Annotated in this window: 21 protein-coding genes and 2 pseudogenes; 12 read left to right on the forward strand and 11 right to left on the reverse strand. The window is 68.6% G+C overall.

Translation table 11 applies throughout. The features are described from left to right. Positions 1–175 precede the first annotated feature (175 nt). From GP2_RS13535 to GP2_RS21235, 5 genes and pseudogenes are all read left to right on the forward strand, one after another. Entirely contained in the window at positions 176–736 is a 561-nt protein-coding gene (locus GP2_RS13535; protein WP_169333998.1) for a hypothetical protein, read from the forward strand. 280 nt (positions 737–1,016) lie between these two features. Then, entirely contained in the window at positions 1,017–1,361 is a 345-nt protein-coding gene (locus GP2_RS13540) for a helix-turn-helix domain-containing protein (RefSeq protein ID WP_373278933.1), read from the forward strand. A 203-nt stretch (positions 1,362–1,564) separates the two neighbouring features. Next, positions 1,565–1,927, forward strand: coding sequence for a PH domain-containing protein (locus tag GP2_RS13545; protein WP_157211691.1), 363 nt, complete (start codon positions 1,565–1,567; stop codon positions 1,925–1,927). Between the two features lie 196 nt (positions 1,928–2,123). Then, on the forward strand, positions 2,124–2,369 hold the full coding sequence (locus GP2_RS13550; protein WP_255218627.1) for a hypothetical protein: 246 nt from the start codon (positions 2,124–2,126) through the stop codon (positions 2,367–2,369). Between the two features lie 327 nt (positions 2,370–2,696). Beyond that, a pseudogene (locus GP2_RS21235) lies at positions 2,697–3,161 on the forward strand (LGFP repeat-containing protein); the annotation flags it as partial. 29 nt (positions 3,162–3,190) lie between these two features. On the opposite strand, the gene GP2_RS21845 reads toward GP2_RS21235, so the two are convergent. From GP2_RS21845 to GP2_RS13565, 4 genes and pseudogenes are all read right to left on the reverse strand, one after another. Continuing rightward, a complete protein-coding gene (locus GP2_RS21845) occupies positions 3,191–3,691 on the reverse strand; it encodes a hypothetical protein (protein ID WP_169333997.1) in 501 nt (166 codons plus the stop codon). 257 nt (positions 3,692–3,948) lie between these two features. Then, positions 3,949–4,146: pseudogene (locus GP2_RS22195) on the reverse strand (helix-turn-helix domain-containing protein); the annotation flags it as partial. Positions 4,147–4,648: 502 nt separating this feature from the next. Further along, positions 4,649–5,644 carry a bile acid:sodium symporter family protein gene (locus GP2_RS13560; protein WP_006901087.1) on the reverse strand — a complete coding sequence of 332 codons (996 nt, stop codon included), beginning with the start codon at positions 5,642–5,644 and terminating at the stop codon, positions 4,649–4,651. Between the two features lie 22 nt (positions 5,645–5,666). Beyond that, positions 5,667–6,194: an SdpI family protein gene (locus tag GP2_RS13565; protein WP_006901088.1), complete on the reverse strand. Its 528-nt coding sequence runs from the start codon at positions 6,192–6,194 to the stop codon at positions 5,667–5,669. A 120-nt stretch (positions 6,195–6,314) separates the two neighbouring features. Here GP2_RS13565 and leuS point away from each other — a divergent pair, with 120 nt between their 5' ends. Next, positions 6,315–9,200 carry a leucine--tRNA ligase gene (leuS, locus tag GP2_RS13570; RefSeq protein WP_006901089.1) on the forward strand — a complete coding sequence of 962 codons (2,886 nt, stop codon included), beginning with the start codon at positions 6,315–6,317 and terminating at the stop codon, positions 9,198–9,200. 108 nt (positions 9,201–9,308) lie between these two features. Here the strand turns inward: leuS and GP2_RS13575 are convergent, their stop codons facing one another. Then, entirely contained in the window at positions 9,309–9,641 is a 333-nt protein-coding gene (locus tag GP2_RS13575) for a TfoX/Sxy family protein (protein ID WP_006901090.1), read from the reverse strand. 72 nt (positions 9,642–9,713) lie between these two features. On the opposite strand from GP2_RS13575, the gene GP2_RS13580 reads away from it, so the two are divergent. Beyond that, a complete protein-coding gene (locus GP2_RS13580) occupies positions 9,714–10,904 on the forward strand; it encodes an acyl-CoA dehydrogenase family protein (protein ID WP_006901091.1) in 1,191 nt (396 codons plus the stop codon). A gap of 87 nt (positions 10,905–10,991) precedes the next feature. On the opposite strand, the gene GP2_RS13585 is transcribed toward GP2_RS13580, so the two are convergent. Then, a complete protein-coding gene (locus tag GP2_RS13585) occupies positions 10,992–11,858 on the reverse strand; it encodes an RDD family protein (protein ID WP_040527050.1) in 867 nt (288 codons plus the stop codon). Between the two features lie 162 nt (positions 11,859–12,020). Between GP2_RS13585 and GP2_RS13590 the strand changes: the two genes are divergently transcribed. Beyond that, positions 12,021–13,013 (forward strand): stage II sporulation protein M, encoded by a 993-nt coding sequence (locus GP2_RS13590; RefSeq protein WP_006901093.1) that lies wholly within the window; start codon positions 12,021–12,023, stop codon positions 13,011–13,013. 51 nt (positions 13,014–13,064) lie between these two features. After that, positions 13,065–13,340 (forward strand): DoxX-related protein, encoded by a 276-nt coding sequence (locus tag GP2_RS13595; protein WP_006901094.1) that lies wholly within the window; start codon positions 13,065–13,067, stop codon positions 13,338–13,340. Between the two features lie 28 nt (positions 13,341–13,368). On the opposite strand, the gene GP2_RS13600 is transcribed toward GP2_RS13595, so the two are convergent. From GP2_RS13600 to GP2_RS13615, 4 genes are read right to left on the reverse strand one after another with little or no spacing between them, the layout of a single operon-like run. Next, positions 13,369–14,661: a DUF58 domain-containing protein gene (locus GP2_RS13600; RefSeq protein WP_006901095.1), complete on the reverse strand. Its 1,293-nt coding sequence runs from the start codon at positions 14,659–14,661 to the stop codon at positions 13,369–13,371. Further along, a complete protein-coding gene (locus GP2_RS13605) occupies positions 14,661–15,698 on the reverse strand; it encodes an AAA family ATPase (protein WP_006901096.1) in 1,038 nt (345 codons plus the stop codon). The genes GP2_RS13600 and GP2_RS13605 overlap by 1 nt, the downstream gene beginning before the upstream one ends. Further along, positions 15,695–16,960: a DUF4350 domain-containing protein gene (locus GP2_RS13610; RefSeq protein ID WP_006901097.1), complete on the reverse strand. Its 1,266-nt coding sequence runs from the start codon at positions 16,958–16,960 to the stop codon at positions 15,695–15,697. The genes GP2_RS13605 and GP2_RS13610 overlap by 4 nt, the downstream gene beginning before the upstream one ends. Then, the gene (locus GP2_RS13615) at positions 16,957–17,637 is read right to left on the reverse strand and encodes a DUF4129 domain-containing protein (RefSeq protein ID WP_006901098.1); all 681 of its coding nucleotides are present in this window, start codon (positions 17,635–17,637) and stop codon (positions 16,957–16,959) included. Before GP2_RS13615 ends, GP2_RS13610 begins: the two co-directional genes overlap by 4 nt. Before the next feature lie 546 nt (positions 17,638–18,183). Between GP2_RS13615 and GP2_RS13620 the strand changes: the two genes are divergently transcribed. Next, on the forward strand, positions 18,184–18,573 hold the full coding sequence (locus GP2_RS13620; protein ID WP_006901099.1) for a nuclear transport factor 2 family protein: 390 nt from the start codon (positions 18,184–18,186) through the stop codon (positions 18,571–18,573). Positions 18,574–18,583: 10 nt separating this feature from the next. Here the strand turns inward: GP2_RS13620 and GP2_RS13625 are convergent, their stop codons facing one another. Beyond that, on the reverse strand, positions 18,584–19,264 hold the full coding sequence (locus GP2_RS13625; RefSeq protein ID WP_006901100.1) for an SDR family oxidoreductase: 681 nt from the start codon (positions 19,262–19,264) through the stop codon (positions 18,584–18,586). Positions 19,265–19,345: 81 nt separating this feature from the next. On the opposite strand from GP2_RS13625, the gene ggh reads away from it, so the two are divergent. Both ggh and GP2_RS13635 read left to right on the forward strand, forming a co-directional pair. Beyond that, positions 19,346–20,686: a glucosylglycerate hydrolase gene (gene ggh, locus GP2_RS13630; protein WP_006901101.1), complete on the forward strand. Its 1,341-nt coding sequence runs from the start codon at positions 19,346–19,348 to the stop codon at positions 20,684–20,686. A gap of 66 nt (positions 20,687–20,752) precedes the next feature. Continuing rightward, positions 20,753–21,319, forward strand: a complete 567-nt coding sequence (locus GP2_RS13635; protein WP_006901102.1) for a DinB family protein — start codon at positions 20,753–20,755, stop codon at positions 21,317–21,319. The last annotated feature ends 43 nt before the right edge of the window (positions 21,320–21,362 follow it).

Below are 21,362 nucleotides of genomic sequence, written 5' to 3' on the forward strand. Positions count from 1 at the left end.
GCCGGTATAGCGCCACATGGTGTTACTCACGACGGATACATCTCTACGACAAGCGCAACGGTGAATTGACCGGGTACTCGTTCTGGTCGAATGTCCTTGTCTCCGACCGTAACGGAGACATCATCACGGCATTTCCGTCCAACGCCCCCCACTGTAAAGGCAGCTAGTGGCAGGTATGGCTCGTAAATGGATCGCCACCATGGCGCTGACGCTTGTAGCGTTGCTATTGACGTCCTGCTCACACGCGGACAGCGGCACCGACAGGAGTGAACCTGAGATGGCCACGACTAGCTCGTCCAACCCCGAGAACCATCACGCACCCTGGCCCCTAGACCAAGTCGCCGAGATCATGCCCGCCGGACTGGATGGCCTCACGGCCAACGCATGTGCCGACGACGCAATCGATCCCGACACCCTGATATGTGTGGTGTTGCGTGATGCTGGAGGCGCACGGGTGGGATGGATACGCGCCACCCGCCAGGGCGCGCCGGCGGCACTGGACGAGTTCGAGAACGATGAGGAGATCTACCGCGGACCCATGTTCGAGGTGACCCGCGTCGCGGAGAATACCCGGCACGAGTTCGGCGAGTACGCCTACGTGATGCGGCAACTTGATCTTCCCGAGGTCTGGACACTGCGCGCCGACCGCGCGACCATCCAGGCCGGGTTTCCCCGCGGCGCGGTCAGAGCAGACGACCTACTGGCGATGGCCCGACAGGTCCTGCACCGGCTCTGACCCTCACCCCGGCTGAGTGGTCGACAGATATGGGTGGGCGCGGCGTCCTGGGAGCCGTGGATGCCCAGGCATAGGCATATCGGTACGGCGAGGAAGAAACGAAGGTCCAGGAAGCTTGAACCCCCGGGACGGGGGATTCGCCCCGAAGCGTGTCTACCCATGAGTGTGTGTCTCTCTCGCTCTCGACGTCGGACAAGGCCGCGGCCTCTGCGTGCGTGGGCGATGCCCACAGCAATGCACCATCCGACGCGCAGGATGCACTATAGTGAATATTTTGACGGTGGTAGTTGGTGAACGGCAGGTCACGATCCCGGCAGCCGCGATCCCCGATCCGGAAGTGCGGCACGAGTGGGAACACTTCCGCGGGTTCGGTTGGGAAGATCGGCGTATCGCGTGCCGGTTGGGTATCGACTGGACCACGGTGCGCAAGTGGGCGAGTCAATTCGCCCGTACCGGCAGCGCACCGAAGCATCGTCCGCGCGCGACTCGTCGCCGTGAACTGGTCGCCCAGATGCGCGCGGCCGGTATCGATCACACCACCATCGCTGAGCGACTCGGCGTGACCAGACGTACCGTCTACGACGACTGCTTCCGCCTGGGCATCACCGAACGCCGCACCTCGTGACGAGCCGACCAGGCGTCCTGGGTGTTGCTCACAGAAATGGGACGAATGTCGTTGTGGAACACCACTAGTGGGATTTCTGAGCCGCCCGAGGTGAGTTATCGGGTGGTGTTCGGTCCCGGGATGCGCGTCGCTACACCACCGCGATAACCCGAGAGCAGATGAGCACGCCGTTGTCGGTGGGGGCCGCGGCCCTCTTTGTAGCGATGACGAGTTGGACTGCGGCCACGCAGGACTCGACGGCGTGGATGTGGATGTGGGCGATCGCGGGCCCGGCATACGTGGTGGTGTCGACGTCCCTGACCTACTGGTGGGTTCGGCGGTGGCTTGCGCCCCAGGCCAGCCCAGGCATGTACGAGGCCACCGGCGCACACGCAGACGGGCTGATCACCGAATCGCCCAGGGGCCGCAACATCGTGCCCTGGTCCCGGATCGCCGGCGTGCGCGTACGCCGCGACATCGTCAAACTCACCTTCGCCGATCCGACGCAGCAAATCTGGCTGGCGCCCGAGCTGCTACCACCCGAGCTGCTGGCCTGGTTCCCCGCCGATGTCCGCCCACCCCGCTGACCCCGAGCCTGAGCAGGCGAGCATCAGCGTGCTCCTCGAGGCGCTGTTCACTCACGTGCCCGGTCCGGCGCCGGGAACGCGGCTCACCGGTGACGAAATATGCCGGCGCACCGGCCGATCACACCCCGGGCAGCTACAACCTCCAGCGCTGAGTTCGCTGCGGCACGGCCGCGTCCAGGCGCCCAGCTTGACGACCGTGGCCGCCCTCGCCGCCAGCTTCGAGGTCGACCTCGCCTTCTTCACCAACGACTTCCACCACCGCCACCGCCACGAACCGATGGCCCAGCGAGTTCTCCTGGCCCGGATCAATCGCCGCCACTACCAACTCGCCGCCGCTCTACACGACCTCACACCCCGCAACCAAGAACTGGTCCTCGCTCTCATCGACATCCTCGAACGGCAGCCCACACCGCTCACGGTATGTGTTCGCTCGCGAACATGATCAGTGGAAGTACTGCCCCGACGCGGTCTTTACCCGCCGCAGCTGACAGTCGCTTTACTGGCGACGCCGACCTCCCGGACGCGAGGAAATGTATCCCCAACTGCAAAAACGGTGAGGGTCAAAGAACGGTAAAGATTTCTGAGCAGAAACTGTGGCTTCTGTGAGTTTGGTGTGATTGACTGTGGCCTATCCCGGTCCCATCGGCAAATGGCCGATTCAGTGCCAGTGACCATTTCGTAGGGAAGAGACCCACAGCGTGCCGCGATACTTCATGCCAATTTCCGTAGTAGGTTCCTGACCATCGTCGCGATATCGGCATGCGTGTCAGTGCTCTTCGCGTCACCCGCGTCCGCGTACACAGTCCAGGGTGCGATCAAGGTCGAGTACGACCAACTCGGCGGTGCGAACTTCTTCGGTAACCCGCTCTTCGATGAGCGCAACGCTGCCGAGAACGGTAAGTTCCAGAGCTTCTCCAAGGGATCATCGATCTACTGGCACAGCTACCGGACGGGGAGCAACCGCGCACGCCAGATCGGCGGGCTCATCCGCGACAAGTGGGGGACACAAAACTACGAGAACGGCTGGTTGGGCTACCCCACGACCCGTGAGACTGCCACCCGAAAGCCTGGCCGGTTCAACCACTTCGAACATGGCTCGATCTACTGGTCGTCGGCCACAGGTGCACACCCGGTCGCCGGTGAGATCTATAGCACCTGGGCGGCCAACGACTGGGAGAACGGCAGTTACGGATTCCCCACGAGCGACGAGTACGCCTTCGAAGGCGGCCGGCGTCAGGACTTCCAGGGCGGATCGATCGTGTATCAACCGGGCGGCTTCCCCGTTGACTGGGCCGGCGACGAAGACGGCACCGACACCACGCCGGAGTGTGGCGATGCCACCTCGAACTGCGGCACCGACGGCGTCGGCAACACTCTCGGTGCCCAGAACCTGCCCGTCCTAGCCCCGGGCCCGCTGCCCAGTGGGCGATCAGCACGCACGAGTGACCCGTGTGCGACGACCCCAGCTGCAGTTCCCACTACTGGCAACCCGACGTCGCAGACGCCCGAAGGAACGCCAGAACCGTCGACGTCGGCAACGCCGACGCCGCGGATTCCGGGCCGAGCGCCGGCAGCGACAACCACCTCGATCCCCTCGTTGAGTTCCACCACGACGGTGCCGAACGGTGAATCGGGTGACACGCCAGCGAGTTCGACACCCTCAGGGTCCTCACGTGCCCCTGAGGTGAACCGCAGCACGTCTGCGGAGTCGACGCCGCAAACAACCGAACCGCAGACACCCTCGACGACGTCTTCACCCAGCACCTCGACACCGGTGCCCGGTAGCACGCCCCCGTCAGCACCGTCGACGTCGTCGCCGTCCTCGAGCGCTCCACCGCAGTCGACGGGTGTGCCGGAAGGTTCCTACTGGTGTCGGCGCGACGGTGATCTGTCCTCGGTCCCGCAACGTCCCAGTGCACGCGCACAGCGCGCCTTGGGCGAGAACGCAAGCGACCCGATGTGCACCACCGGCAACGTCCAGCGCAAGTGGAAAGGCTACCGGCAACGGGCCCTACCCCCGCCAGGCGTGCGGTCACGTAGGGCGCGAACGGTTCGAACGGATCCTCATCCGGCTTCTTGCGTTGGCCCGGTGAGCGCACCCCGTTCAGATACGCCCGGATGGTCTTGCGGTCATGCCCGGTATGGCGGGCGATCGCCGAGATCGACCACCCCCGTTTGCGTAGTGCGTGTACTTCCACATCATCCTCCCATGTCAACATGAGAAAGCGGGCCTCCCTGGAGCTGGTGCGTGGTCAGAGACCATCAGCATCTCGGGAGGCCCGCCTTCGCTGGCGGAGCCACACGGGTGGGAACTTAGGTGAGCATCACTGGGGAATTTCGATGAGCGCCGTCACCTCGTTCGGGTACGCAGTGCCCGGCGGCACGTGCGTGGTCGCAGGCTCACGGTGTGTAACCGCTCACGCTGCTCGATGACGGCTGCCTTTGACGACGAAAGGACTCGGTGCCACCGTAGAAGCGCCGACTCCTTGAACCGTCGATGATCGGTGGTAGCCGGTCATCTGCACGTCCGTTGAGCCTCAGTATCTGTGTTCTGCGACGTGTTCTCCTGAGCCTGGGCGATGTCGGCTGAGGGGGTGCTCCGCGGGCGACGTGTCCTGCTTGCACGTCCTCGCCGGGTCCCGGACTGGGTGGTCAGTGGTGCGATGGTGAGGCGGTCGAGTTCGGCGTTGGGGGCACCGTGCTTCTTTGCTTCTTTAATGCTCAGGCCGCTTCGAGCTGCTCCGCCTCGCGCCCGTACCGTCCGGCCAGCCATGAGCAGATGATGAGCTGGATCTGGTGGAAGATCATCAGCGGCAGCACGATGAGGCCGACGGTCGACCCGGCGAACAGCACGGTGGCCATCGGCAAACCGGTGGCGAGGCTCTTCTTGGTGCCGCAGAACTGGATGGCGATGGTGTCGGCGCGGTCGAAGCCGAGGCGCTTGGGCACCCAGCCGGTCAGCACGAGCATGAAAGCGACGAGCAGCAGCGAGATCACCGCGACCCAGATCATCTGCGCGGCGTCGACGCTGGACCAGATGCCGTGGTCGACGCCCTCGCTGAACGCGACGTAGACGACGAGCACGATGGTGCCGCGGTCGGCGAGCTTGGTGATCTTGGCGTGCCGGGCGAAGAACGGCCCGACCCACGGGCGCACGAGCTGCCCGACGATGAACGGGACGAGGATCTGCCCGACGATCTCGAGGATCGACGACGCGTCGATGTGGGCGTCGCCGGTGTTGGCCATCAGCGCGACCACCAGCAGCGGCGTCAGGAACACACCGAGGATGTTCGACGCCGAGGCGCTGACGATGGCGCCGGCGATGTTGCCCCTGGCGATCGAGGTGAACGCGATCGAGGACTGCACCGTCGACGGCACCAGGCACAGGAACAGCAGCCCGGCGTACAGGTCGTCACCGATCAGGGGCTCGGCGACGGGTTTGAGCGCCAGGCCGATGATCGGGAACGCGACGAAGGTGAACGCGAGGATCAGCAGGTGCAGGCGCCAGTGCTTGAGGCCGTCGAGCGCCTCGCGCGGCTGCAGCCGCGTCCCGTAGAGGAAGAACAGGGCGCCGATCGCGACCACGACCACCCAGTCGAAGGCCTCGGCCACCGAGCCCCGGATGGGCAGGAACGCGGCCACCACGACGGCGGCGACGATCGCGAGGATGAAGCCGTCGATCGGGGAACGGTCGAGCAGGTTCTTGAGGGTGCGCATCGGGACGCGGGCGGGCGGCCGGTCAGGCCTGGGCGTTCTCGCCGGAGCAGATGCCCTTCAGCGAGCACGCGCCGCAGCTGCTGGTCCCACAGTCGGCGGCCGGATCGGAGGGGGTCTCCCCACCCGTGGGGGTGTGCTCGTGACCGGCGCCGCCCTCCTCGTGGCCCGAGCAGCAGGAACACCCCGCCTCCTCGACGGGCACGGTGGCGGCGGCCCGCACCGCCAGACCGCTGACCAGACCGACGATGACGAGGGCGGCGACCAGGGCGACGCCGGCGAACAGAATCCACCAGGCGCTGTCCACGGCGAGGGAGGCGACGGCTCCCAGGGCGAGGATGGAGCTCGAGCCGAGCATTCCGGGTGCGGCGACCCGGTTGGCGACCCGGAATGCCTCCTCCGACCGCATCGTCTCGTCGGCGCGGACGCCGAACCAGCGGTTGCGTTCGAGTGAGCCTCGGAGGCCGCGCACACCCACGACGGCCCACAGCCCGGCCAACGCGAGAAGCAGTACGGCGACGACGATGGACAGGGCGTTCACGCCCACGAGCATACGACCGCCCGGTGGCCCGAACCGAATCCGGCGACCTGGGCCACTCCCCCGACCGAGCAGGTCGTCGCGGCCGACGAGGCGGATTTCAGGACCATCGGTCCCAGGATTTACCCTGGTCGGGTGACTTCAGTCGACACCACCAGCACCAACGGCTCCGCGGGGGCCACCGCTCATCGCTACACCGCGGAGGTCGCGGCCGAGCTCGAGCAGCGCTGGCAGAAGGCCTGGTCCGAGCAGCACGCCTACGAGGCCCCCAACCCCGTCGGACCCCTCGCCGGTGACCTGAGTCCCTACGGCGGCGCGTCGGCCGACGCCCCCGACAAGCTCTTCGTGCAGGACATGTTCCCGTACCCGTCGGGCGCGGGCCTGCACGTCGGCCACCCGCTCGGCTTCATCGCCAGCGACGTCTACGCGCGCTTCCAGCGGATGACCGGCAAGAACGTGCTGCACACGATGGGCTTCGACTCGTTCGGCCTGCCGGCCGAGCAGTATGCGGTGCAGACGGGCACGCATCCGCGCACCACGACCGAGAAGAACATCGAGCGCTACCTTGGCCAGATCCGGCGCCTGGGCCTCGGTCACGACGAGCGTCGTCGCGTGGCCACCACCGACGTCGAGTTCTACCGGTGGACGCAGTGGATCTTCCTGCAGATCTACAACGCCTGGTTCGACCCGGAGCAGAAGAAGGCCCGCCGCATCTCCGAGCTGGTCGACGAGTTCGCGTCGGGCGCGCGCGAGCTGCCCGGTGAGCATGCCGGCAAGTCGTGGGCCGATCTGTCGCAGGCCGAGCGCAACGAGATCCTCGACGACCATCGTCTGGTCTACCTGAGCGACTCGCTGGTCAACTGGTGCCCGGGTCTGGGCACCGTGCTGGCCAACGAGGAGGTCACCGCCGACGGCCGCAGCGATCGCGGCAACTTCCCGGTCTTCCGCAAGCACCTGCGCCAGTGGATGATGCGGATCACCGCCTACTCCGACCGTCTGCTCGACGACCTGGACCTGCTGGATTGGCCGGAGAAGGTCAAGACCATGCAGCGCAACTGGATCGGCCGCTCGCGCGGTGCGCAGGTCCGGTTCAGCGCACCCGGCGTCGGCGACATCGAGGTCTTCACCACGCGCCCCGACACCCTCTTCGGCGCCACCTACATGGTCCTGGCGCCCGAGCATCCGCTGGTCGACGAGCTCATCGCCGACGCCTGGCCGGAGGGCACCGACGAGCGCTGGACCTTCGGGCAGGGCGATCCGGTGTCGGCCATCGCCACCTACCGCGCGTCGATCGCCGCGAAGTCGGATCTCGAGCGCCAGGAGAACAAGGAGAAGACCGGCGTCTTCACCGGCTCCTACGCGGTCAACCCGGTCAACGGCGAGCAGGTCCCGGTCTTCGTCGCCGACTACGTGCTGATGGGGTACGGCACCGGCGCCATCATGGCGGTCCCGGCCCACGACACCCGCGACCACGAGTTCGCGACCGTCTTCGGCCTGCCGATCCGCGAGGTCATCGGCTCTGACACCGACGTGCAGGCCGAGGCCTACGTCGGCGACGGCCCGCTGGTCAACTCCGACTTCCTGAACGGCCTGAACGTCGAGGACGCCAAGAAGGCGATCGTCGAGCGACTCGAGGCCGACGGGGTCGGCACCGGCAAGATCCAGTACAAGCTGCGTGACTGGCTGTTCGCCCGCCAGCGCTACTGGGGTGAGCCGTTCCCGATCGTCTACGACGAGGAGGGCCGGCCGCACGCCCTGCCGGAATCGATGCTGCCCGTGGAGCTTCCGGAGGTCGAAGACTACGCGCCGGTGTCCTTCGACCCCGACGACGCCGACAGCGAGCCGTCGCCGCCGCTGGCCAAGGCCACCGACTGGATGACCGTCGAGCTGGATCTGGGTGACGGACCCAAGACCTACACCCGCGACGCGAACGTCATGCCCCAGTGGGCGGGCAGCTCCTGGTACCAGCTGCGCTACATCGACCCCACCAACGACGAGACGTTCTGCGCCAAGGAGAACGAGGCCTACTGGATGGGCCCGCGCCCGGCGCTGCACGGCCCGAACGATCCGGGCGGCCTGGACCTGTACATCGGCGGTGTCGAGCATGCGGTGCTGCACCTGCTGTACTCCCGCTTCTGGCACAAGGTGCTGTTCGACCTGGGTTACGTGTCGAGCCGCGAGCCGTACCGAAAGCTGTTCAACCAGGGCATGATCCAGGCGTACGCCTACACCGACTCGCGCGGCATCTACGTGCCGGCCGAGGAGGTCGTGGAGAAGGACGGCAAGTTCTTCTACAACGGCGAGGAGGTGCGCCAGGAGTACGGCAAGATGGGCAAGTCGCTGAAGAACTCGGTGGCGCCCGACGACATCTGCCGCGACTACGGTGCCGACACGCTGCGCGTGTACGAGATGTTCATGGGTCCCCTGGACCAGTCGCGCCCGTGGGCGACCAAGGATGTCGTCGGTTCGCAACGGTTCCTGCAGCGCATCTGGCGTCTGGTCGTCGACGAGGAGACCGGCGCCCTCCGCGTCACCGACGCCGAGCCCGACGACGACACGAAGCGGTTGCTGCACAAGACGATCGCCGGTGTCCGCGAGGACTACGAGGCCCTGCGCAACAACACCGCGGTCGCCAAGCTGACGGTGCTGACCAACCACCTCACCAAGAACTTCGAGAAGACCGGCGCCCCGCGGGAGGCCGTCGAGTCCCTGGTGATCATGCTGGCACCGTTGGCGCCGCACATCGCCGAGGAACTGTGGCACCGGCTGGGCCACGACACCCTCGTGGTGCGCACCGCCTTCCCCACCGCCGACGAGAAGTGGCTGGTCGAGGATTCGATCGAGATCCCGGTTCAGGTGAAGGGCAAGGTCCGCAGCCGCATCACGGTCGCCGCCGATGCCGACGAGGACACCCTGCGCACCGCTGCGCTGGCCGACGAGAAGATCGCCGCGATCCTCGACGGGGCCGAGCCGCGCAAGGTCATCGTCGTGCCTGGGCGATTGGTGAACGTCGTTCCCTGACACCAATTCCGAGTATTGGGGCACTGTGATCCGGTATGCGGGTCACAGTGCCCGACTCTTTTCCGCGGGACGCCGACACGGTCGCGTCCGGGGTACGCGGCCCGTCGATCACTTCGGCGGGAGCTTCCGCGCATAGTCCGACCCGATCGTCACCCACCGGCTGAGCTGTCGGTCGGTGGCCACCCCCTCGTCGAACACGCGCAGCCATCCGAGGGTCTCCCGGGACGACATGTACATCGGGGCCGTGTGCGGGTACTCGAGCAGGGTGCTGGTCTGCTCCGGGGGCACGCGAACCATGACGCCGCCCTTGCCGCTGACGGCGATGGCCATGTTGCCGTTGATCAGGAACGCCAGGCCGCCGAACATGGGCACCTCGTCGACGCCGCATTCCGCTGCGAGAAGAGCGCGGATGCGGAAGGCGAGCTCCTCGTCGTAGGCCACGTCTCCAGGCTATTCCCCGGCTGCGACGGGAAGGGACTTGGCAACTATCTTACCGCGCAGTAAGGTAGCGCCATGGCGATCAACCTGGAGCTCCCGAAGAAGTTCGATTCGACGGTCGAGCGCACCCACCTCGCTGCCGAGCACATCTTCCGACCCATCTCGCGCAAGTACGACAAGGCAGAGCACGAGTACCCGGTCGAACTCGACGAGCTCGCGAAGCTGGCCAAGCAGAACCGCGGCGCCGAGAAGTCCGCCGACGAGGGCGCCGGGGGCGACGCCCCGTCGAAGAACGGCGCGAACATGCGGGGCCTGCTCTCGGCGCTGGAGATGAGCTGGGGCGACGTCGGCCTGCTGCTCTCGATCCCGGGCCAGGGCCTCGGCAACGCCGCCATCGCAGCCGTCGCCAACCCGGAGCAGCTCGAGAAGTTCTCCGACGTCTGGGCGGCGATGGCCATCACCGAGCCCAGCTTCGGGTCGGACTCCGCGGCCGTGTCGACCACCGCGACCCGCGACGGCGACGACTACCTCATCAACGGCGAGAAGATCTTCGTCACCTCCGGCTCGCGCGCCGACCACGTCGTCGTGTGGGCGACCCTCGACAAGAGCCTCGGCCGCGCCGCCATCAAGAGCTTCGTCGTCCCGATGGACACCGAGGGCGTCACCGTGGTGCGCCTGGAGAAGAAGCTCGGCATCAAGGCCTCCGACACCGCCGTGATCCGTTTCGAGAACGCCCGCGTCCCCGCCGAGAATCTGCTCGGTTCGCCGGAGATCGACACCAAGAAGGCCTTCGGCGGGGTCATGCAGACCTTCGACAACACCCGTCCCGTCGTCGCGGCCATGGCGATCGGCCTGGGCCGCGCCGCCCTCGAGGAGCTCCGCCGGATGCTCCACGAGGCCGGCCACGAGATCGACTACGACCGGCCGGCAGCCGCCCAGCATGCGACCGTCGCCGAATTCATCCGGCTCGAATCCGACTGGGAGGCATCCTGGTTGCACACGCTGCGGGCGGCCTGGATGGCCGACAACAAGCAGCCCAACTCCACCGAGGCCTCGATGTCGAAGGCCAAGGCCGGCCGCACCGTCACCGACATCACCAACAAGGCGGTGGAAGTCGGTGCCACCGCAGGCTTCTCGGAGACCTCGCTGCTGGAGAAGTGGGCGCGCGACTCCAAGATCCTCGACATCTTCGAGGGCACCCAGCAGATCCAGCAGCTGATCATCGCGCGGCGCGTCCTCGGCAAGTCGAGCGCCGACCTCAAATGAATCGCCGACGCGCGTCCACATGACGGCGGGTCGCGTGGGTGCGCCCCGCGCGCAAGACCGGCACCGCGCCGAGACTGCCCGACTCCCCTACCGCAGCAGACGTTCCCGGAGTCGTGCCTCGCGCTCGAGCCGGTCGGCGTCACGGCGCCGCCGTTCCGCCATGATCGCGCACAGCACGTCCTCGAACGGCGCCGCCGGCGGCGGTGCCGGGGCCACGAACGGAGCCGCCGCGAAGACGAGCCGACGAGCGGCGTCGGCCCTCGGTTCCGGCTTCATCTCGTGCCGGCCGTTGAGGAACTGGCGGATGACGACGGCCAGCCCGCCCGGCAACGACGCCATGTCGGCGGAGGCGGCCCACGATTCGAGCTCCGGCGGCATGTCGATCGGGTGCTGTTCGGCGATACGGTGCCTATCCCGGATCACGTAGGTGCCGGCCAGGAGATCGCCGATCCGCTTGTGCTTCCGGGAGATCGCGGCGCTGATGAGTGCCGGGATGCCCAGGCACCCGAACTTCTCCACGAAGCCGACGAGCGCGCGGGTGAGCGCGTGCCGGAACGCGATGGGTCCGGCGTCGTCACGAACGGTGCGCAGGCCCATGGCCAGGTGACCGATCGTCTTGCCCGAGGTGAGCGTCTCGGTGACGGCGGGGAGCGCGACGATGGCGAGAACGGGGAGGAGCGTGTTGATCGTCCCGCGCCAAGCCGCGTTGACGCCGAACGCCACCTTGTAGGACAGCCACAACAGCAGCAGCCACAGAGCGATGCCGAGGACGACGTCGATCATCCCGGAGAGGATCCGGTACCCGAGCCCGCCCGGTGGGAGGGCGAGGGCGACGGCCTCGCCGGAGACGAGGTCGTCGCGGCCGACACCGACGGTGGCCGATGCCCCGGCGCCCCAGACCGCAGGCGCATGGGCGGCGGGTGCGGAGACGACAGGTGCGAACCCCGCCGGCATCGGCGGCGCGGCGGGCGGCCCCGGCGGTCGGGTGGGCGGTGGTCCGAACGACACGCCTCACCATACGACGGGATCCGAGTGTGCTGCGGTACCCCGTCCACATCATGGGGTCCGTTGAATGACGGTCACTGAACCCGCTCCGGACGCGGTTAGGCTGGCCGCGTGGATCTCGACGCGTATGTGTTCGCACATCGGGCGACCTGGGAGCGGTTGGACGAGCTGTCGCGTCGTCGTCGGCTCACGGGTGCCGAGGCCGACGAACTCATCGACACCTACCAGCGGGTGGCGACGCATCTGTCGGTGATCCGCTCGTCTGCGCCCGATGCCTCACTGGTGGCGTACCTGTCGACACTGCTCGCCCGTGCTCGCGGCCGGGCGACCGGTACCAGGGCCGATGCGTGGTCGACCCTGGTGTGCTTCTTCGCGGTGTCGTTCCCGGCCGCCCTCTACCGGATGCGTTGGTGGTGGCTGACGGTGACGGGGGTGTCGCTGCTGGCCACGGTCGTGATGACCTGGTGGGTTCTCGACCACCCCGGGATCGAGAGTTCGTTCGCCTCCCAGCAGGAGATCGAACATCTCGTCACCAACGACTTCGAGAACTACTACAGCGAGTACGAGGCGACGTCGTTCGCGGCGCGGGTGTGGTCCAACAACTTCTGGCTCGCCGCGATGTGCATCGTGGTGGGCGTCTTCGGCTTTCCCGTCGTCTGGATGCTCTACACCAACATCCTCAACCTCGTCGTCGTCGGCTCGATCATGATCCGCCACGGTCGAGGCGATCTGTTCTTCGGCCTGATCCTTCCCCACGGCATGTTGGAGCTGACCTGCCTGTTCGTCGCCGCTGGTGTGGGACTGCGGCTCTTCTGGTCGTGGGTGTCCCCGGGAAACCGAACGCGCGCAGCCGCTCTCGCCGAGGAGGGGCGCGCCGCGATCGGTGTCGCGCTGGGGCTGGTGGTCGTGCTCCTGCTCTGCGGCGTCATCGAGGCCTTCGTGACCCCGTCCCCGCTCCCGACCTGGGCGCGCATCGGGATCGGGGTCGCCGCGTGGTCGCTGTTCATGGCCTACGTCTTTGTCGTCGGCCGCCGTGCGCACGAGGCGGGCGAGACCGGCGACCTCGACGAGTACAAACGAGGCCTTGCCCGACCGACTGTGTAGGAATGATGGCGTAGCAATGGTTGCGCAGCTCCGACGGAAGGAACATCGAACATGGCAGGCAAGGACAAGTCCCTGGACGCGGTCTCGCTGATCGGCCTGGGAACGGCTGCGGTGGGTGTGGCCCACTTCGTCAAGCCGGAGGCGTTCGCCCCGATCACCGCCCCGGTGTTCCCGGAGGACACCACCACGTGGACCTACCGCAACGGAGCGTGCGAGACCGCGATCGGGCTGGCGCTGGTGTCGCCGCGCACCCGGCGACTCGGCCTGGCCGGGCTCGCGGGGTACGTCGGGTTCCTCGGCTACCGCGCGGTGAAGTCCAAGGCCTGAACCGGCCGGTCCCGCCCGCGGCCGGCCACTACAGCAATCCCTGTGACTTGAGCAGGAGGTAGTGGTCGGCCAGCCGGGCCGGAAGCTTGTCGGGTGGGGCGTCGACCACGTCGACGCCGAGACGACGCAACGCGATCGCCGTCCGGTTCCGCAGCGTGATCGTCCGGGCCGCGGCGGCCGCGTCGTAGACCGACGCCGGGTCGTCGCGGTCGGCGACCATCTCCTCGAGCGCCGGATCGGCGACCGACCCGATGACGACCTTGTACCGCTGGGCCAGCACGGAAAGCGGCGGCAGGAGGGACTCCTCGACGGCGGCCGGTTCGAGCGGGGTGAGCAGCACCAGCAGCGCGCGCTGGCGGCCGATCTTGGCGACCTCCGCACCGAGCAGCGGCCAGTCCGCCTCCAGCAGAGCGGGTTCCAGATCGGCCATGGCCGTCACCAGGCTGTTCATCAGCCGCGTCCGGTCGACTCCGACCACCCGGCGGTGCACGCGGCGGTCGCCGGCGATCAGGTCGACGCGGTCACCGGCGTGCGACGCCAGCGACGCGAGCAGCAACGCGGCATCCATCGCGGCGTCGAGACGCGGGGAGTCTCCGATCCGGCCCGCCGAGGTGCGCGAGGTGTCGAGCACGATCACGATGTGCCGGTCCTTCTCCGGCTGCCAGGTACGCACCACCACCGAGCGGCGCCGCGCGGTCGCCCGCCAGTCGATGCTGCGGACGTCGTCACCCTCGACGTAGTCGCGCAAAGAGTCGAATTCGGTGCCCTGCCCTCGGGTTCGGACCGCAGAGCGGCCGTCGAGCTGACGGAGATGGGCGAGCCGCGACGGCAGAAGGCGACGCGCACCGAACGGCGGAAGCGCGCGAACCCGTCCGGGTAGCACGACGCTGCGTTGGCGACCCGCGAGCCCCAGTGGACCGAGTCGACGGATCGTCACCCGGGCGGCGAACCGGTCGCCCCGCCTCGTCGGGGTGAGAGTAGTTGTCACGGTGCGGGTCTCGCCCGACGGCACGGTGATGCGGTGGGTGGCGTCCCGGGCTCCGGCCGAGGGCTGCCAGCTGTCGCGGAGAAGTCCGCGGAAGGTGCCCGTTCCGGTGTTGGTGACCATGATCGGACACGACGTCGTCTCCCCCAGGCGGACTGGACCGGGATCGGAGCGGGCCAGGGCGAGCGACTTCGTGGTCCCGGCCAGCGCGAGGTCGAGGCCCATCAGCACGACGCAGAACAGCACCCAGAGGAACGGGACGGCGTAGTTCGGCCACACCAGGATCGGCACCGCGCCCAGCAGCACCAGGATCAGGAACCGGCCGGTGAGGAACATCAGCGCGGAACGGGGACCGACCGGACGGCGGCGTCGAGGACCGAACCCACGGAGACGCCCTCGAGTTCGGCCTCCGGTCGCAGCGTCAGGCGATGGGCCAGGGTCGACTGCGCGAGAGCCTGGACGTCGTCGGGCGTCACGAAGTCCCGCCCGTTGAGCCATGCCCAGGCGCGGCTGGTCGCGAGCAGCGCGGTCGCGCCGCGGGGACTCACACCCAGCGACAGCGACGGCGAGAACCGGGTGGCCCGGGCGATGTCGACGATGTACGCGGCGACCTGCGGTGCGACCGTGACGCGCCGGACCTGCTCGATCCCGGCCTCGACGTCGGCCGCGGACGCGACCGCGCGCAGCCCGGCGGCGCGGAGGTCGCGCGGATCGAAACCGGCGGCGTGGCGCGTGAGCACGGTGATCTCGTCCTCGCGCGGGGGAACGGGCAGGGTCACCTTCACCAGGAACCGGTCGAGCTGGGCCTCCGGCAACGGGTACGTGCCCTCGTACTCGACGGGGTTCTGGGTGGCGGCCACCAGGAACGGGCTCGGCAGCGGCCGGCCCACGCCGTCGATGGTCACCTGCCGCTCCTCCATCGCCTCCAGCAGGGCCGCCTGCGTCTTGGGCGGGGTCCGGTTGATCTCGTCGGCGAGCAGCAGGTTGGTGAACACCGGCCCCTCGCGGAAGGTGAATTCCGAAGTGGCCGAGTCGAACACCAGTGACCCGGTGACGTCACCGGGCATGAGGTCGGGGGTGAACTGGACGCGTTTCATCTCGACGTCGAGGGTCGCCGCGACGGCCCGGACGAGCAGGGTCTTGGCCACACCGGGCACTCCCTCGAGCAGGATGTGGCCGCGGCACAGCAGGGCGATGAGGATGCCCGCGACCGCCGGGTCCTGTCCGACAACGGCTTTGGCGACCTCGGCGCGCACCGCGGCCAGCGCGTCGCGCGCTCGTCCCGACGCGGGCCCGGGATGTGCGCCGTGCGGCGGTGCGGCGGCCTCGTCGAGCGGACCTGGGCCGGGGTGCTGATTCGGATCGACTGTCATGGCGTCTGTCGGACTTCCTTCTCGAGGGCGGTCAGGTCGCTGGTGAAGAGCATCAGGCCGTCGGCGGTGGAGGGCAGCGGTCCGGCGAGCAGGGCACGGACCTGGTCGGGGTCGCGGCCGGTCACGGAGACGACCGTCGTGATGATGGCGTCGACCGCTGGGTCCGGCGGATCGGCCCGGCCGTCGGCGAGTTCGTGATCGGGTGCCGCGAGGGCGTCGGTGGCGCGTCCCGCGTCGTACGGGAGTCCGAGGTAGGAGGCCAGCGACGACAGCGTGTGGATGCGGAGTGCGGCCGCGGCCCGGGCGTCGGCGCCGGCCTTCTGGTACATCCGGCCGCGCGCCCGCGTGGTCTCGACCGCCTTCACCACGGCGGGCAGGGGCTCGGCGACCAGGGCCCCGAAACGGCGTCCGCGCCACAGCATCAGCGCCAGCACGGCGAAGACGGACAGCACGACCAGCGGGCCGAGAGCCGCGGGGATGTCGGACTCGGAGCCGTCGGCGGCGATCTGATCGGTGACGAACGGCACGTACCAGAGCACCTCACCCGACCCGGCGAGCAGGCGCACCGCGACACCGGCGTCGTCGTGGGCGGTGAGTTGGGCGTTGGTGAACATCCGGCCATTCGCCACCACGACCTCCGGGCGGTCGGCCGTGCGCGGCAGGACGACCACGGTCGAGCCGTCTCCGGCCGGGAAGCACTCCCGGGCGTCGGCCTCGGTGGCGCGGTAGACGGTTCCGTGGCTGGTGACGGTGTCCGTCGGCTCGATGCCGGGGGCATCGCATCGGGCCTGTGTCACGACGAAATCCGCGGCCCAGGCGACCCGAACGGGTAGGCCGAGCAGTTCCAGCGCGGCGGAGTCCGGTGCCACCAGCACGACGCGACCGGCGCCGGAGACCCGCTCGAGGAACTGCCTGGCGGTCCCCTCGTTCAATGCGCCGGTCGACGACACGACGACGGTGGTGTCCGAATCCGGTTGCGGTGCGTCGGTGAACCGGGCGAGACCGCGTACGACGCGCACCTGCCCGCCGTGGTCGTCGATGATGTGCGCGAGCGCGCGGGATCCGTCGGGTCGGGCGTTGTCGGGGTCGTACCAGACCCCGGGCGTCTCACGGGGCGTCAACCCGGTGACGGCGGTACCCGCGATCAGCACGAAGGCGCCGATCAGGAGGACCGCGAACACCCCCACGAGCAGCCAGATCCAGCCGGGGGTGGCCCGCTTCGGACGCGCGGGGGCGACCGGGGTGGCAGGAGTGGTCGTCATCGCGGCACCGCCAGGCGACGCGGACGCGCGGGATCGGGGCCGGAGGGCTTCGCCGAGTCGATGGTCCGCTCGAGGTCGATGACTGCGCGCGCCGCCGACGCGGACGCGTGCCGGTCGCCGTAGGCGACCGCATCGAAGAGGTCGGCGGCGGCGAGCAACTCGACGCGGTGCCCGGCGAACCGCTCGGCCAGCTCGACGGCCACCTCGTGGGCGGTCAGGGACGGCTCGTCGGCGAGCAGCGACCTCTCGATCGCGCGTCGGGCGAGTGCCCGGACCGCGGCGATGACTGCGGCGTCGTGATCGCCCGCCGCGAAGCGGTTCTCGGCCTCCGCACGTAGCTCCCGTGCCGACTGTGGCGCGCCGGTCACGACGACCTCGGTCCTCGACGACGTTGCCGTCCGGGGGAGTCGGGGCCTGCGTCGGACGTAGCGGACCACCACGAGCACCAGACCGAGCACGAGGAGCGCGGCGAGCACGATGACGACCGTTCGGAGGGTGTCCGATCCGCGGAAGATCTCCGACAGGTGCTCGGCGATCCACCCCCACACCCGCTCGTTGAATCGGTCCCACCAGGAGGGTTCGGGTGGCTGGTATGCCTTCTTCGACAGTTCTTCCTCGGCCCATCGGCGAGCCTCGCCGTTGCCGGGATCCAGGGGTGCGGCGAGCGACGACGTCACCGGAGGACCTCCGCTGCGGAACCGGTCGAGAATCGTTCGCGGACCCCGGATCGCGGCGCGCCGGAGAGCAGCGGACGGGAGGGCATCGGCTCCTGCGGTGACTCGGACATCGTCACGGATACCGGCCTTTCCGCACTACTGGACCTGTGGTCGATTCGCCCTCGGCGCAACGCGAGATGCCGTCGGCGCGACGCCAGGGGATCCGCCGGCGTGACGACGCCGTGGACCACCTGTCGATCGACTCTGCGGCCGAACGTACCAAAACGAACGCCTCGTCTTGCGGCCCGAAGCCCCCGCTGTGGACAACCCGGCCGCAAAACCATGTGATCGACCGATCCCAGCGGCCGGTGACCGCTCGCCGGGCATCTACCGCGACGTACCCGAAGCGGGAGTCGGCACCGGTCGGCATCGGAGGCCGAGACCCCGTCGTGGCCGCAGGTCGCGTTCCTCGCCGACCCGGGCGGCGTCCGGCGGTAAACGGGCTCGGACGGGCGGAGCGGCGTGCTACGGTCCGAAATAGAACACGTTCTAATTCCTGGAGGGCACATGACCGTGGAGCAAGCGAGCCTCGCCGACAAGATCGACGCGGCGGTTGATTCCTACATCGAACTGCTGAACTCGGGAACGGCCGAGCAGATCGCCGATCTGTACGCCCCCGATGCGACGGTGGAGGACCCCATCGGCGCCGACATCCGCGACACGCGCGAGCAGCTCGTCGAGTTCTACTCGGTCATCACCGGCATGGAGGACCGCACCGCCACCCTCAAATGGAAGAAGGTCGCCGGCGACACCGCGGTCTTCGAGTTCACCCTCGTCACCAAGACCTCCGGGCTCGCGTTCGAGATCACCCCGGTCGACATCATGGTCTTCGACGAGAACGGCAAGGTGAAGTCCATGCGCGCCGTGTGGCGCCAGGAGGACCTCAAGCAGCTCTAGCCGGACGAGACTAGCCCCGGCCGGTCGGTCGCAGCACGATGTCCTGCGGATGCGCGTCCTCGGGGGTGTGGATCGCGTGGACGACGGCGGCCGCGACCGACTCCGGCCGCAGGAACTGCGAGGCGTCGTAGTCCCGGCCCTCGATCGCGACGAGTTCGCGCTGCATGTCGGTGTCGATCCGGCCGGGATAGACCGAGGTCACCCGCAGGGTCGGCTCCTCGCCGCGCAGCGCGTCGGCCAGCGCCCGCAGTCCGAACTTGCTCGCGGCATACGGCGCCCAGCGGGGCTTCGACGTGCGGCCGGAGCCCGAGTTGATGAACACGACGTGTCCCTCCGCGGACCGGAGGGCCGGTAGCAACAACCGGGTCAGCTCGGCGACGGCCACGAGATTGACCTCGAGGACGTGGTGCCACTCCTCCACCGGGGTGTCGGCGATGCGTTCCAGGCTGCTGCCGACGCCGGCGTTGTGCACCAGGACGTCGAGTTCGGTGACGGACTCGACCGCGGCCGCGACCGCGTCGTAGTCGGTCAGCTCGACGGCGAACGTGCTCGCCCCGTCGAGTTCCATCGCGAGTGCATCGAGTTCGGGCGAGGGACGCCCGCCCAGCAACAGGTCGTGGGTGGGTGCGAGCTGGCGGGCGATCTCGGCGCCGAGGCCCCGGCTCGCTCCGGTGATCAACGCGGTGGGCACGTTCCCAACCCTACTGTCGCGGCGTCGGCGCGGGGCCACCTCGGTGAGCGGACCCGGGCACGGCGGGGCACAATCTTCGGCGTGGCCAGGTACGGATTCACCCCAACGCAGCTGTCGGCACGTGCCGCGTACCTGCTGCGCGGCAACGACCTGGGCACGATGACCAGTGCGGCGCCCAAGCTCTACCCCCACATGTGGAGCTGGGACGCCGCGTTCGTCAGCGTCGGGTTGGCGCCGTTGTCGGTCGAGCGTGCGGTCATCGAGATGGACACCTTGCTGTCGGCGCAGTGGCGCAACGGGATGATCCCGCACATCGTCTTCGCCAACGGCCGCGACGGCTACTTCCCGGGCCCGTCGCGGTGGGAGTGCGCGCGCCTGGCCGAGGTGGCCCCCGACTTCCCGGACACCTCGGGGATCACCCAGCCGCCCGTGCACGCGATCGCGGTGCAGCGCATCCTCGAACACTCGCGACGCCACGGCCGGACCACCCGCGCGGTCGCCAACGAGTTCATCGACCGCCGGTGGGGTTCGCTCATGCGCTGGCACCGGTGGCTCGCCCATGCCCGGGACCCGCAGGGGCGCGGTCGGATCACCATCTACCACGGCTGGGAATCCGGCATGGACAACTCGCCGCGCTGGGACTCCTCGTACGCCAACGTGGTTGTGGGAGATGACCTCCCGCCGTACCAGCGCGCCGACCTCGACCACGTCTCGGACCTGTCGATGCGGCCCACCGACCTCGAATACGATCGCTACATCTGGCTCGTCGAGCAGATGAAGCGGGCGAACTACGACGACGAGTTGTTGCCCGGGGTCATGAACTTCGCCGTCGAGGACGTGTTCGTCAGCGCGATTTTCTCGGTGGCCTGCGACGTCCTCGCCGAGATCGGCGAGGACTATTCCAAACCGCTGGCCGACGTCCGGGACCTGCGGGCCTGGGCAGACCGCTTCCGGGCCGGCGTCGTCGCCGCGACCAGCGACCGCAACGGCGCTGCACGGGATTTCGACATCCGGGCCAACAAGTGGATCACCACCGAGACGATCGCCGCGTTCGCGCCGCTGCTCTCCGGCGGCCTGCCGCGTGACCGCGAACGTGCCCTGCTCCGCCTGTTCGACGGTCCGCGCTTCTGCGGCCATCCCGACCTCCGCTACGCGGTCCCGCCGTCGACGTCGCCGATCTCCGTGGACTTCCGGCCGCGCGAGTACTGGCGCGGCCCGGTGTGGCCGGTGATGACGTGGCTGTTCAGCTGGGCGTTCGCGCGTCGTGGGTGGACCGAGCGATCGGCGCGCCTGCGCGAAGAGGGCCTGCGGCAGGCCACCGACGGATCGTTCGCCGAGTACTACGAGCCCTTCACCGGCGAGCCGCTCGGCAGCATGCAGCAGAGCTGGACCGCCGCAGCGGTTCTCGACTGGCTGGACTGACCAGGGTTCGTCCCGCCGTGGCGTAGCGTGGACGTCGGACCCGACGACCCGCCGCACGGAGGACCGGTGAGCGAGAAGGACATCCTGCACCGCTACCTGGACGAGGCGCGGGAAGCGTTGCGGTGGAAGCTGGACGGACTCTCCGAGTACGACGTCCGGCGGCCCCTGACACCGCACGGCACCAACCTGCTCGGACTGGTCAAGCACCTGTCCGGTTGCGAGATGGGCTACTTCGGCGCGGTGTTCGGCCGCCCCTTCCCCGATCCTCCCGCCTGGTTGTCGAGCGATGTCCCCGACGCCGACATGTGGGCGACGCCCGACGAGTCACGGGAAGGCATCGTCGATCTCTATCGGCGGGCCTGTGCTCACGCCGACGAGACCATCCGGACACGGGATCTCGACGCGGTGGGCGAGGTTCCGCCGTGGCCTCCCGAACGCCGCCGGGTCACGCTGCACCAGATCCTGGTCCACATGATCGCCGAGACCTCCCGTCACGCCGGGCACGCCGACATCGTGCGCGAACTCGTCGACGGCTCGACCGGTCGCCTGCCCGGGGAGCGTCAGACCGCCGATCCCGCCTACTGGTCGCGCCTCCACCGATGCATCGAGGATTCCGCCCGCCGATTCCGGTAGCCGCCCCGCCGGCGATTTACCCGCGAGGTAGTGGTCGGGAACC

Origin of the sequence: Gordonia paraffinivorans NBRC 108238 (assembly GCF_000344155.1) — a bacterium.
GTDB classification, from domain to species: domain Bacteria; phylum Actinomycetota; class Actinomycetes; order Mycobacteriales; family Mycobacteriaceae; genus Gordonia; species Gordonia paraffinivorans.

What these genes read in the sequence shown, in the direction of transcription:
- GP2_RS13535 (WP_169333998.1), top strand. Translation starts at nt 176, where the DNA reads ATGGCTCGTAAATGGATCGCCACCATGGCGCTGACGCTTGTAGCGTTG.
- GP2_RS13545 (WP_157211691.1), top strand. Translation starts at nt 1,565, where the DNA reads ATGACGAGTTGGACTGCGGCCACGCAGGACTCGACGGCGTGGATGTGG.
- GP2_RS13560 (WP_006901087.1), bottom strand. Translation starts at nt 5,644, where the DNA reads ATGCGCACCCTCAAGAACCTGCTCGACCGTTCCCCGATCGACGGCTTC.
- GP2_RS13565 (WP_006901088.1), bottom strand. Translation starts at nt 6,194, where the DNA reads ATGCTCGTGGGCGTGAACGCCCTGTCCATCGTCGTCGCCGTACTGCTT.
- GP2_RS13580 (WP_006901091.1), top strand. Translation starts at nt 9,714, where the DNA reads ATGGCGATCAACCTGGAGCTCCCGAAGAAGTTCGATTCGACGGTCGAG.
- GP2_RS13585 (WP_040527050.1), bottom strand. Translation starts at nt 11,858, where the DNA reads ATGCCGGCGGGGTTCGCACCTGTCGTCTCCGCACCCGCCGCCCATGCG.
- GP2_RS13595 (WP_006901094.1), top strand. Translation starts at nt 13,065, where the DNA reads ATGGCAGGCAAGGACAAGTCCCTGGACGCGGTCTCGCTGATCGGCCTG.
- GP2_RS13600 (WP_006901095.1), bottom strand. Translation starts at nt 14,661, where the DNA reads ATGTTCCTCACCGGCCGGTTCCTGATCCTGGTGCTGCTGGGCGCGGTG.
- GP2_RS13605 (WP_006901096.1), bottom strand. Translation starts at nt 15,698, where the DNA reads ATGACAGTCGATCCGAATCAGCACCCCGGCCCAGGTCCGCTCGACGAG.
- GP2_RS13610 (WP_006901097.1), bottom strand. Translation starts at nt 16,960, where the DNA reads ATGACGACCACTCCTGCCACCCCGGTCGCCCCCGCGCGTCCGAAGCGG.
- GP2_RS13620 (WP_006901099.1), top strand. Translation starts at nt 18,184, where the DNA reads ATGACCGTGGAGCAAGCGAGCCTCGCCGACAAGATCGACGCGGCGGTT.